The organism is Hypnocyclicus thermotrophus (assembly GCF_004365575.1).
GTDB lineage: Bacteria > Fusobacteriota > Fusobacteriia > Fusobacteriales > Fusobacteriaceae > Hypnocyclicus > Hypnocyclicus thermotrophus.
Window position 1 is genome coordinate 223,238 of record NZ_SOBG01000004.1, and the last position, 12,738, is coordinate 235,975.

The window sequence follows — 12,738 nt, forward strand, 5'->3', positions numbered from 1 at the left end:
CCCAATTTTTAGACATCATTAAATATTTCTAAAAAATTATTTTTATTTATGAGCTCATGAAAACCAAATTTTTTATAAAATTCTTTCGCATTAGTTGTATATAATAAAAATCTTCTCAGATTTTTTAATTCTTTATATTCTACTACTGATTTTATTAAAAATTCACCTAATTTTTGTCCTCTATAAGCTTCATCTATATATACATCACATAAATATGCAAAAGTAGCATAGTCTGTCACAACTCTAGCTATTCCAATATGTTTATCGTTATCTAACAAAGAAAAACATAAAGAATTTTTAAATGATTTTTCTATTAACTCTTTACTTCTTTTATTTGCCCAGTGTGCATTCGAAAGATGATCATACACTGATTGAATATTTATTTTATTTGGATCTGTTGTTACTAAAAAATTATCTTTCTTTACTTCATAGTACTTTTGCATATTTATCCTCCATTAAATATATATAGATATATTTTCAATCCCCATATTCTCTTCTAAATCAAATAATACATTCATATTTTGTATTGCTTGTCCTGCTGCACCTTTAACTATATTATCTATTACTGAAGTAATAATCACTCTATTTGTTCTATTATCTATATTTATAGTTATATCACAATAATTTGTTCTTTTAACATCTTTTGTTTGCACATCTATTTCTCTTATTCTAACAAATTTATTTTCTTTATAAAACTCTTTATATATCTCTAGTAACTCTTGTTTAGTTTTATTAATCTTTAAATTTGCATAAATAGTCGAAAGAATTCCTCTACTCATTGGAATAAGTGTTGGAGTAAATGTAATTTTTATATCTTTATTTGCTAATTTCGACATTTCTTGTTCTATTTCTGCAGTATGTCTATGAGAAGCTACTTTATAAGCTTTTACATTTTCTGTTGCTTCACAGTAAAGCTTATAAATGTCAATTCCTCTACCCGCTCCAGATATTCCAGATTTTGCATCTACTATTATATTTTTTGTATCAATAAATTTCTTTTTTAAAAGTGGAGCTATTCCTAATAGTGTAGCTGTTGGATAACATCCAGGATTTGCTATTACTTTACTATTTTTTATACTTTCTTTATCTTTTAATTCTACTAATGCATATTCAGATTCTTTTAAAAGGGATTCATATGGATGCTCTATTTGATACCACTTCTCAAATTCTTCTTTGCTATCAAGTCTATAATCAGCTCCAAGATCTATTACTTTAACCCCTTTATCAACTGCTTTTTTTACGAGTTCTATTGATTTACCATGTGGTAATGCTAAAAATAATACATCTATTTCATCATATTTTTCTAATGCTTCTTCAGTAGACACTAAAACGTTATCTATTATTCCATAATAATTAGTATATACATCAGAATATTTTTTACCACTATATGAATTCGAACTTAAAAATATTATCTCTACTTCTTTATGATATTTTAATAGATAGACAAGTTGTTGTCCTGCATATCCAGTTGCTCCTATTACTCCTGCTTTTATCATTTTTCCCCCTTATTAATTTTTTAAAATACTTTTTAGATTTATTTTGAAACCACAGAATACACATTAAATTTTTTATTAATTCCACGGTTCCCTTAAAAATATTTTCCCATACTTTCTAATTTGTTTATTTTGAATTTTTACTTTTAATTAAACTCTGTACTTTTGTTGGTAATGAAAATAATTTTATAAATCCTTCTGCATCTTTATGATCATACATATCACTAGCTCCAAATGATGATATTCCTTCGTCATATAATGCATATTTAGATATTCTTGCTGCTGGTTTTATATTTCCTTTATATAATTTTAATTTTACTTTTCCACTTACATTTTCCATTATGCTATCAATAAAAGCATCTAATCCATCTTTTAATGGAGTAAACCATAATCCACTATAAGTTAAATCACCATATTTTTGAGCTACTGTTTTTTTGAATGACATTGTATCTTTATCAAGACAAATTGATTCTAATTCTTGAAGAGCTGCATAAAGCAATGTTCCTCCTGGTGTTTCATATATTCCTCTTGATTTCATTCCTACAATTCTATTTTCAATAATATCAATAACTCCAATTCCGTGTTCTCCAGCTATTTTATTTAATTTTGTAACTAAAGATACTGCATCTAATTTTTCATTATTTACAGCTACTGGAACTCCCTTTTTAAACTCAATTTCTACATATTCTGCTGTATCTTTTGCTTGTTCTAAAGGTTTTACCATCATATATATTTCATCTTTATGTTCATTTTCTAAAAATTCAATATCTCCTCCCTCATGACTTATATGCCATAAATTTTGGTCTCTTGAATATATTTTTTCTTTTGTTACAGTTAATTTTATTCCATGAGCATTAGCATAATCTATTGCATCTTCTCTTGATTTTATATCCCATATTCTCCAAGGTGCAATTATTTTAATACTTTGGTCAATAGCCGCTATCCCAGTTTCAAATCTAACTTGGTCATTTCCTTTTCCTGTACACCCATGACATATATATTTTGCTCCCTCTTTATGAGCTACTTCTACAAGTTTTTTTGCTATTAATGGTCTTGCATGAGACGTTCCTAATAAATATTTATGCTCATATACAGCTCCGGCTTTTAAAGCTTTAAATGCATATTCTGTTAAAAATTCCTCTTTACAGTCTTCTACATATACTTTTGATGCACCAGATTCTATTGCTTTTATTTTTACTTGTTCCATATCATCATCTTGTCCTACATCTACACAACAAGCAATTACCTCTAAATCGTAGTTTTCTTTTAACCATGGTATAGTAATCGATGTATCTAATCCTCCTGAATATGCTAATACAACTTTATCTTTCTTCATAAATAATCCCTCCTATAAATCTTTATTTTAATTTTTTAAAAATTTTTCTGCCTCTTTTAATTGTCTTTCGACTTCACTATACGATGTACCACCATAAGAATTTCTATCTTTTATACAAGTTTCTATTTTTGCTTTTTCTATAATATCTTCTTCAAATTTTTCATTAAATTTTTTATATTCATCAAAAGTAAGTTCGTTCAAGTATTTATTATTTTCTTCACAGTAAGCTACAAGTTTTCCTACAACTTCATGCGCCTCTCTAAAAGGTATTCCTTTTTTTGCTAAATAATCAGCTATATCTGTTGCATTTATAAATCCTTTATAAATATCTTTTATCATATTTTCTTTATTTACTTTTATTGTTGCAAGCATCTCTTTAAAAATTTCTAATGATATTTTTATATTATCTATTGAATCAAATACTCCTTCTTTATCTTCTTGTGTATCTTTATTATATGCTAATGGCAATCCTTTCATTACAGTAAGTATAGAGATAAGATTTCCATAAATTCTACCTGTTTTTCCTCTTACAAGTTCAGCTATATCTGGATTTTTCTTTTGTGGCATAATAGATGAACCTGTAGAATACGCATCATCAAGATTTATAAATCCAAATTCACTAGTAGCCCAAAGTATAATTTCTTCTGAAAATCTTGACATATGCATAGCTATCATAGCTATTACAAAATTTGTTTCTGCAATAAAATCTCTATCACTTACACTGTCTAAACTATTATTTGTTACTTTACCAAATCCAAGCTCTTTTGCAACAAAATGTCTATCTATATTATATGTAGTTCCTGCAAGTGCCGATGCTCCAAGTGGCATTACATCTACTCTTTTATAAAGATCGTTTAATCTATCATAATCTCTTTTTAACATTTCAAAATATGCTAATAAATGATGTGCAAAAAGTATAGGTTGTGCTCTTTGAAGATGGGTATATCCAGGTAATATAACTTCTTTATTATTTTTTGCAACTTCTTTTATTACTTTTAATAAATCAATTATTATTTCTTTTATATTTTTTATTTCTTTTTTTAAATAAAGTCTTATATCAAGAGCAACTTGATCATTTCTACTTCTAGCTGTATGCAATTTTTTCCCTGTATCACCTATTTTTTGTATAAGTCTTTTTTCTATTGCCATATGTATATCTTCATCAGCTAATGAAAATTCTAATTCATCATTATCTATTTCTAACTCTATTTCTTTTAATGCTTTTTCTATTTTTTCTTGCTCTTCTTTAGATATAATATTTTGCTTAGCAAGCATTTTTGAATGCGCTATGCTTCCCATAATATCTTCTTTATACATTCTTATATCAAAAGTTATTGATGCATTAAATTTTTCTAGTAATTTTGAACTTTCTTTATTAAATCTTCCTCCCCAAAGCTTCATATTTTCCCCTTTCAGTTTTCCTTTTTTATTATAGGACTTTTTTGTTTGGCTTAAAAATATACACTGTAAAAAACAGTGCATATTTTTTGTCACTATTTTTTATTTTCAAAGTCTATTTATTTTTTCCTTCTTTTAAATTATACCTAGACCTCATCTTTTTTCCTTTCAAAACATTTTAATTATTTACTAAAATATTTATCATAAAGTTTTTTATATTCTCCATTTGCTTTTATTGTTTCAAATGCTTTATTTAATTTTTCTAATAATTCTTTATCTTCTTTTCTTAAAGCTATTGCATATTCTTCTGTTACAGATACTCCTTCAATTACTTTTATCCCTTTATTTTGTTTCACATAATTTTTTGCTGGTTCTGAATCAAGTACTACAGCATCTATTTTATCCGCTTTTAAATCTAGTATAGCAGCATAAGAAGCATTATATTTTTTTACATTTACATCTTTTATATCACTTACTATTAAATCTCCTGTAGTTCCAATCATTGCTCCTACTTTTTTACCTACTAAATCATCAAATGATTTTATATTATTTTGATTTTCTCTAACTATTATTACTTGACTTGTAGAATAATAACTTTTTGTAAAATTTACAGATTTTTTTCTTTCTTCTGTAGCTGTCATTCCAGATACTACTAAATCTATTTTTTTGGTTTGTAATGCTGGTAATAATCCATCGAAACTCATATCTTTTACTTCATATTTAATTCCTGCTTCTTTTGTTAATAATTCAATTAGTTCTATATCAAATCCAATTATTTTATCTCCTTCTCGATATTCAAATGGTGGAAATTCCGCATTCGTTCCTACTACATAAGTTTTTTCTTTATTTCCTCCACATCCCACTAAAAATATTGTTGCTAATATTACTAAAGTTAAAATTTTCTTCATAAAATATTCCTCCTTATTTTTTATTTATTTTAAAATATTAATATTTTTTATATTCATTAATTTTCTAATGGTTTAAAACTTTTGATAAAAACTCTTTTGTTCTTTCGTGACTAGGATTTTCAAATATTTTTTTAGGTTCATCATCTTCTAGTATATTCCCTCTATCCATAAAAAATACTCTACTAGCTACATTTTTAGCAAATCCCATTTCATGAGTCACAACTAGCATTGTCATTCCCTCTTTTACTAAAGTTTTCATTACTTCAAGTACTTCATTTACTACTTCAGGATCAAGTGCGCTTGTAGGTTCATCAAATAATAATATACTTGGTTTCATTGCAAGTGCTCTAGCTATAGCTATCCTTTGTTTTTGCCCCCCTGATAAACTATTAGGATAAACATACGCTTTTTCTTTTAATCCTACTTTTTCAAGAAGTTCAAATGCTATTATTTCTGCTTCTTTTTGTGTAAAATTTTTAATTTTTATAGGCCCTAATGTAAGATTTTCAAGCACTGTTTTATGCGGAAACAAATTAAAATGTTGAAAAACCATTCCTATTTTTTCTTCTCTTACTTTATTTATATCTGTCTTTTTATCTAAAATATCTATTCCATCAATATAAATATGACCATTTGTTGGTTCTTCTAAAAGATTTAAGCATCTTAAAAATGTTGATTTCCCACTTCCAGAAGGTCCAATTATTGCTACAACTTCTCCCTTTTTTATTTCTTTATTTATTCCTTTTAATACTTCTAATTCTCCATAATATTTATGTAAATCAACAATTTTAATCACTTTTTCTCATTCCCTTCTCTACAACTCTCATAAATTTAGTAAATAAACTAGTAAGTACCAAATATATAAATCCAACTGCTAATAATGGCTCTACCCCTCTATAAGTTTGACTTGTAATAATATTAGCCGATCTAAGTAAATCAACTCCTCCAATAAATCCTACTATAGATGTTTCTTTAAGAAGTGTTATAAATTCACTTACAAGTGTTGGTAATATTTTTTTTATTGCTTGCGGAATGATAATTTCTTTCATTGCTAATCTATAAGGCATACCTAAAGCTTTTGCTGCTTCCATTTGCCCTTTATCTAATCCTTGAATTCCTGCTCTTATTATTTCAGCTACATAAGCTGCACTATTAAGTCCAAAAGCAAGACCAGCTACTATAAAAACAGGTGTATCTCTAAGCGCTCCTACAAATACAATATTAGCTAATATCATCAATTGTACGACTGCTGGAGTTCCTCTAACTAAATCTACATAAAGTAATGCAAACAATTCTAAAGGATTAAATTTTTTTATTTCTTCATTTAAATGTTCAAATTTTTTTAAAGGATAAAAACGAGAAAGTCTAAATAATGCAAGTATTATACCTACTACAAGTCCAATAAAAGCTGCAAAAATCGTAACTCCTACTGAAAAACCCAATCCTTTTATAATATACATATATCTTCCATCATTAATAAAGATATTTTTTAATGTTTCTAAATAACTCATTCTACCTCCTGTATTTATATATAAATATTTTTTTGTAATAAAAAAAGCCTATAATAGGCTATAGAGATTTAAAATTATACAAAATCTATAGACTATTCCTATTAATAAATTTTATTTAGTTTTATAATATTTTTTTCATTCCTAAAATTCCTTAAATTTTTCATTTTAATTCACCTCGAATAATTTATAAATAAAAAATACCCCTGTTAATACCCCTTTATTGGAGAAAGTTATATTTATTATTTTCTCCCCATAAAGGTATACTACCAAGGGTAAGTTATACTCACAAGAGAAATTCTTTCTCCTGATCTTTGCACAATTTTAATTTAGCTAATTGTAACAAACAATCAAAAGATTGTCAATAATTTTTTATATATTTTTTATGTTTTGAATATATATTTTATATAAATAACTGTTTTTATTAATAAAAAAGCATATATAGAAATTCTATATATGCTTTTTTTTAATTAATTATCTAATGGTAATCTTAATGTTTGATCAATGTAAATTAAATCAGGATTTTCTAATCTGTTTATTAGCGCTAAATCTTTTACAATACTCAAAATTTCTTTATCACTTAAAGTATTGTCTGCAGCTTTAATTATATTCCATAAACAATCTCCTGGTTCTGCTTTATATTCTGTTACTGGTATCATTATTCCTTCTATATTTGGTACTTTTACCTCTTTTTCTTTTTCTATTGCTTCTTCTAATACATCTCTTATTTGAACATATGTATCTACTACTTCTTTTGCTCCTTTAAAGTTGTATTTATCTCCTCCACCTAATATAAAATCATTTGTTGTTAATGTATACCATTTATCATCTTCTACTATTGTTCCATCTTCTAATGCCAACATTTCTACTCTATGTTCATATTCTTTATCTGGATTATACACTACATATAATCCTGCAAATTGTCCATCTGTCATGTAATCTGCATCTATTCCATGATCTATTAACTCTTTTAAGTGTTTTCCACTTACTTTCATTGTTACTAATTGATTATCAAATGGCATTACTTCATAAAGGTCACCCATTGTTATGTCTCCTTTATATAGACTTCTTCTTAGTCCTCCTCCATTTGTTAATCCTATTTGTGTTCCTGTTGCTTTTCTCATTATGTCTGCTGCCCAATAACCTAATGGTGTTAAATTTTTTGCACTTCTATCATGTATTAAATCTTCATTTAGTTTTCCTACTACTTTTCCTAAAATTGGTTTTAATTTTTCTTCTCTCATTTCATATCTTAATTTCGCTTCTTTTGATACTGGTATATCTTCTTTATGTTTATATGCTAAATCTACATATGCATTTACTGTTAATTTGTTTTCTTTATCAAACATTAGTTCTATTCTTCCTAAGGCTCTTCCATATTTATATGCTTGTACTACTGGTATTCCATTTATTTTTCCTGATACTATTTTATGACTATGTCCTGTCACTATTGCATCTATTCCTTTTACTTTTGATAATCTTTCTATTTCATCTCCTGTTATTTCTTTTGTATCTCTATCTTGGACTGTTGGTACATGTGTTAATGCTATTATTGCATCTGGTTTCCCTTCTGATGCTTTCCCTGACATTAAATATTCTACCCATTCTTTAGCTGCTTTTTCTACTGGTATAAATTTTAAATCTTTTACATTTTCTACTTTTGTTTGATAAGCTGTTGATTCTGTTGATAAACCTATAAATGCTATTTTTTTACCTGCTATTTCTACTATTCTATATGGCATTGCCCATGATACTGGTTTATTTGTTGCTTTATCATATATGTTTGATGCTAAAAAGGCTACTCCTTTATCTTCCCATTCTTTTATTTTTTCTACTCCCCAGTCAAATTCATGATTCCCTATTGCTGAACCTACTAAATCAAGTAATTCAAACATATCATTTACTGGTGCTCCTACTGTTAAGTTTGATATTGCTGTCCCTTGATAGTTATCTCCTGCTGATACTACTAATACATTTGGATTTTCTTTTTTTAATGCATCTACATATCCTACTATTTTAGCCATTCCTAGCTCTTTTCTACCTTCTTTTACATGACCATGAAAATCATTAAATGTTACTATATCAATTTTTACATCTCTAGGAAAATCATATATATTTAATGATTTTACATTTAATGTTCTTCCATCTTTCGATCTAGGTATTTGAATTTCTCCCGATCTTACTTTATCTAATATTTCTTCTTTTCCTGGATAATCAAGTTTAATTCCTACAATTTTCCAGTTGTTTTCAACTTTAGGAGATAGTTTTCCTCCCATTTCTTTTGTATATTTAATTATAAGATCTCTTATTCTTCCTGCATCTTGCATTTCTGCATAAGAATCAAAATATTTATCTTCTGGTTTTACAAGCCCTAATGATAATAATGTACCAAATCTATAGTTATTTACTGCTAGTTTATAAGTTTTATTTTTATCAAATGGTTTACCATTAAATATTACATTTTTTATTCTATTTCCAGGTTCTTGAGATAAATCTATTTCATAATTTACTCCATAGAACATATCGTAATTATATCCTCTAACATTTTCATTAAATGAAATAGTTATATCTCCCTCTTTCCAAGTATTATAGTAAGAAGCTGACCATTCCATATATTTTAATAAATTTTCACCTGTTATATTCACTCCTACTAATGTATTTGGATATTTATAGATATATGCTACATCTTTTTTCTTAAATGGTCCTTTTTTAAGATTTGAACCAAAATTAAATAATGCTGCTGATGAAATATCTGCATTTGCATATTTTTTTTGTACTCTATTTATTAAATTAATTACTGCTGTATCTTGAAGTTGAGCAGTTGGCATAGTTGTTACTTTATCAGCTTTTGTTATATAATCTACACCTTTTATAAAATCATCTGTTACTTCACCAATAACTGTATTTGCATCAGCTAATGATTTTTCATGTACATATTTAAATTTTTCAAGCATTTCTTTATCAGGTTCTACTTCTTTTGTAGATAGATTAGCTGCTTCTACACCCTTTACTTCCCAATTTCCATCAGTTTTTACTAATTTTATTCCTGCTACTGCAAGTGATGAACCATATTTACCAGGTTCTATTATTTTTACTCCATTTACATCTTCTACATAAGTAGCATGTTCATGCCCACCAAATATTACTGAAAACTCTGGAAAAGCTTTTGCTAAATCATATATTCCAGCTCCTCCATATTCTCCTTTTCTTCCTAAATGAAACGCTCCTATTAATACATCAAAATTATCTCCTATTTCATCTAAAGTTGCTTGAAGACTTCTTTTTGTTTCTTGAAAAATCAAATTTTTAAAATGTTCAGGAGTTGAAGCTTCCCATTTTGGTATATGTGGTGGAGTAATTCCTATTACTACTACTCTAGCACCATTTACAATAAACTCTTGATATGGTTGTACAAAATAAGAACCATCATCTTTATTAAAAATATTTGCAGAAATTACACTACCTTTAAAACTATTAATATTTTTTATAAGAAAATCTTTACCAAAATTAAATTCATGATTTCCTATAGTCCAAGCATCTGTTCCCATAAAATTCATTGCTTCTACCATAGGATGTGGATTCATATCATTAAATAATTCTGCACTATTATCTTGTACTGTATCTCCATTATCTAATAATATCATATTTGGATTTTCTTTTCTTAATTGTTTTACTAAAGTATATATTTTAGCATATCCCGCATCTTTATCCTCCGAATCGATTGCATAATCATACGGATAAATTCTTCCATGCATATCAGAAGTTAAAGCAATTACAACTTCTTGTTCATTTAAATCTTCTGTTCCTTTTATTACTGGTGGATTATTTTTATTTGTTACTACTAAATCTTCCACTTTTCTTTCCTCTGCTTTAGTTTCTTCTACTTTTGCAGATTCTGTTACTTTAATAGCTTCTTCTGCTTTTGGAGTTTCTACCACTGTTTCTGTTTTTGTAGGAACTTCATTTACTACTTCTTTTTTTACAGTGTTACTATTACACGAAACTATTGTGATTAACAATGTAAAAAGGATAAATAGTTTTTTTAATTGCATAATTTCCCCTCCTATTTTTATTTGTTTTTCAAATAAATAATTTAACACTACATTATAATTTTATATTATTTTTTATAAAATTTCAAATTTATTTACTTTATTATACTAAAATATTATTTACTTTTCTTCGATATTAATTTAATGGTACTTTTAATGTTTGATCAATGTAAATTAAATCAGGATTTTTAATTCTATTTATTAATACAAGATTTGATATTGTTTCTGATATTTTTGTATTATCTAATTTAGAATCAAATGAAGTTATTATTTTCCATAATGAATCTCCTGATTTCACTTTATATTCTGTTACTGGTATCATTATTCCTTCTATATTTGGTACTTTTACCTCTTTTTCTTTTTCTATTGCTTCTTCTAATACATCTCTTATTTGAACATATGTATCTACTACTTCTTTTGCTCCTTTAAAGTTGTATTTATCTCCTCCACCTAATATAAAATCATTTGTTGTTAATGTATACCATTTATCATCTTCTACTATTGTTCCATCTTCTAATGCCAACATTTCTACTCTATGTTCATATTCTTTATCTGGATTATACACTACATATAATCCTGCAAATTGTCCATCTGTCATGTAATCTGCATCTATTCCATGATCTATTAACTCTTTTAAGTGTTTTCCACTTACTTTCATTGTTACTAATTGATTATCAAATGGCATTACTTCATAAAGGTCACCCATTGTTATGTCTCCTTTATATAGACTTCTTCTTAGTCCTCCTCCATTTGTTAATCCTATTTGTGTTCCTGTTGCTTTTCTCATTATGTCTGCTGCCCAATAACCTAATGGTGTTAAATTTTTTGCACTTCTATCATGTATTAAATCTTCATTTAGTTTTCCTACTACTTTTCCTAAAATTGGTTTTAATTTTTCTTCTCTCATTTCATATCTTAATTTCGCTTCTTTTGATACTGGTATATCTTCTTTATGTTTATATGCTAAATCTACATATGCATTTACTGTTAATTTGTTTTCTTTATCAAACATTAGTTCTATTCTTCCTAAGGCTCTTCCATATTTATATGCTTGTACTACTGGTATTCCATTTATTTTTCCTGATACTATTTTATGACTATGTCCTGTCACTATTGCATCTATTCCTTTTACTTTTGATAATCTTTCTATTTCATCTCCTGTTATTTCTTTTGTATCTCTATCTTGGACTGTTGGTACATGTGTTAATGCTATTATTGCATCTGGTTTCCCTTCTGATGCTTTCCCTGACATTAAATATTCTACCCATTCTTTAGCTGCTTTTTCTACTGGTATAAATTTTAAATCTTTTACATTTTCTACTTTTGTTTGATAAGCTGTTGATTCTGTTGATAAACCTATAAATGCTATTTTTTTACCTGCTATTTCTACTATTCTATATGGCATTGCCCATGATACTGGTTTATTTGTTGCTTTATCATATATGTTTGATGCTAAAAAGGCTACTCCTTTATCTTCCCATTCTTTTATTTTTTCTACTCCCCAGTCAAATTCATGATTCCCTATTGCTGAACCTACTAAATCAAGTAATTCAAACATATCATTTACTGGTGCTCCTACTGTTAAGTTTGATATTGCTGTCCCTTGATAGTTATCTCCTGCTGATACTACTAATACATTTGGATTTTCTTTTTTTAATGCATCTACATATCCTACTATTTTAGCCATTCCTAGCTCTTTTCTACCTTCTTTTACATGACCATGAAAATCATTAAATGTTACTATATCAATTTTCACTCCTTCTGCAAATGCGAAAACAGAAATTAATAAAAATAATGCCAATGTTTTCAATGTTTTTTTCATATTCTCCTCCTTGTATTTTAAATTTTAGAGAAAATTTATTTTTTTCTCTATATATAATAAACTTTTTTTGTAAACGGTATCATTTTTTTTAATTAAACCTCTTTAAAATTTTTAGTTTCTATATAATATTACCCTATTTTTTTTTAAATTTCAAATTTATTTATTAATAATGATATTTAATATTAACGACATATGTCAAATGTTTTTTATAATTAAATTCATAA

Annotated in this window: 9 protein-coding genes; all 9 read right to left on the reverse strand. The window is 26.9% G+C overall.

Going from position 1 to position 12,738, the window contains the following annotated elements; all coding sequences use genetic code 11:
- Nucleotides 1-8: 8 nt before the first annotated feature.
- Nucleotides 9-443, reverse strand: coding sequence for a GNAT family N-acetyltransferase (locus EV215_RS05860; protein WP_134113067.1), 435 nt, complete (start codon nucleotides 441-443; stop codon nucleotides 9-11).
- Nucleotides 444-455: 12 nt separating this feature from the next.
- On the reverse strand, nucleotides 456-1,496 hold the full coding sequence (argC, locus tag EV215_RS05865; protein ID WP_134113068.1) for an N-acetyl-gamma-glutamyl-phosphate reductase: 1,041 nt from the start codon (nucleotides 1,494-1,496) through the stop codon (nucleotides 456-458).
- Nucleotides 1,497-1,620: 124 nt separating this feature from the next.
- Nucleotides 1,621-2,829, reverse strand: a complete 1,209-nt coding sequence (locus EV215_RS05870; RefSeq protein ID WP_134113069.1) for an argininosuccinate synthase — start codon at nucleotides 2,827-2,829, stop codon at nucleotides 1,621-1,623.
- Nucleotides 2,830-2,856: 27 nt separating this feature from the next.
- Nucleotides 2,857-4,230 carry an argininosuccinate lyase gene (argH, locus tag EV215_RS05875; protein WP_134113070.1) on the reverse strand — a complete coding sequence of 458 codons (1,374 nt, stop codon included), beginning with the start codon at nucleotides 4,228-4,230 and terminating at the stop codon, nucleotides 2,857-2,859.
- A gap of 179 nt (nucleotides 4,231-4,409) precedes the next feature.
- Complete coding sequence (locus EV215_RS05880) at nucleotides 4,410-5,135, reverse strand: basic amino acid ABC transporter substrate-binding protein (protein ID WP_134113071.1); 726 nt, start codon at nucleotides 5,133-5,135, stop codon at nucleotides 4,410-4,412.
- 64 nt (nucleotides 5,136-5,199) lie between these two features.
- The gene (locus tag EV215_RS05885) at nucleotides 5,200-5,931 is read right to left on the reverse strand and encodes an amino acid ABC transporter ATP-binding protein (RefSeq protein ID WP_134113072.1); all 732 of its coding nucleotides are present in this window, start codon (nucleotides 5,929-5,931) and stop codon (nucleotides 5,200-5,202) included.
- Complete coding sequence (locus EV215_RS05890; protein WP_134113073.1) at nucleotides 5,924-6,646, reverse strand: amino acid ABC transporter permease; 723 nt, start codon at nucleotides 6,644-6,646, stop codon at nucleotides 5,924-5,926. Before EV215_RS05890 ends, EV215_RS05885 begins: the two co-directional genes overlap by 8 nt.
- 467 nt (nucleotides 6,647-7,113) lie before the next feature.
- A complete protein-coding gene (locus EV215_RS05895; RefSeq protein ID WP_134113074.1) occupies nucleotides 7,114-10,695 on the reverse strand; it encodes a 5'-nucleotidase C-terminal domain-containing protein in 3,582 nt (1,193 codons plus the stop codon).
- A 133-nt stretch (nucleotides 10,696-10,828) separates the two neighbouring features.
- A complete protein-coding gene (locus EV215_RS05900; protein WP_134113075.1) occupies nucleotides 10,829-12,514 on the reverse strand; it encodes a 5'-nucleotidase C-terminal domain-containing protein in 1,686 nt (561 codons plus the stop codon).
- Between the last annotated feature and the right edge of the window lie 224 nt (nucleotides 12,515-12,738).

Coding starts and splice junctions, on each gene's coding strand:
- argC (WP_134113068.1), bottom strand. CDS start 1,496: ATGATAAAAGCAGGAGTAATAGGAGCAACTGGATATGCAGGACAACAA.
- EV215_RS05870 (WP_134113069.1), bottom strand. CDS start 2,829: ATGAAGAAAGATAAAGTTGTATTAGCATATTCAGGAGGATTAGATACA.
- EV215_RS05880 (WP_134113071.1), bottom strand. CDS start 5,135: ATGAAGAAAATTTTAACTTTAGTAATATTAGCAACAATATTTTTAGTG.
- EV215_RS05890 (WP_134113073.1), bottom strand. CDS start 6,646: ATGAGTTATTTAGAAACATTAAAAAATATCTTTATTAATGATGGAAGA.
- argH (WP_134113070.1), bottom strand. CDS start 4,230: ATGAAGCTTTGGGGAGGAAGATTTAATAAAGAAAGTTCAAAATTACTA.
- EV215_RS05895 (WP_134113074.1), bottom strand. CDS start 10,695: ATGCAATTAAAAAAACTATTTATCCTTTTTACATTGTTAATCACAATA.
- EV215_RS05860 (WP_134113067.1), bottom strand. CDS start 443: ATGCAAAAGTACTATGAAGTAAAGAAAGATAATTTTTTAGTAACAACA.
- EV215_RS05900 (WP_134113075.1), bottom strand. CDS start 12,514: ATGAAAAAAACATTGAAAACATTGGCATTATTTTTATTAATTTCTGTT.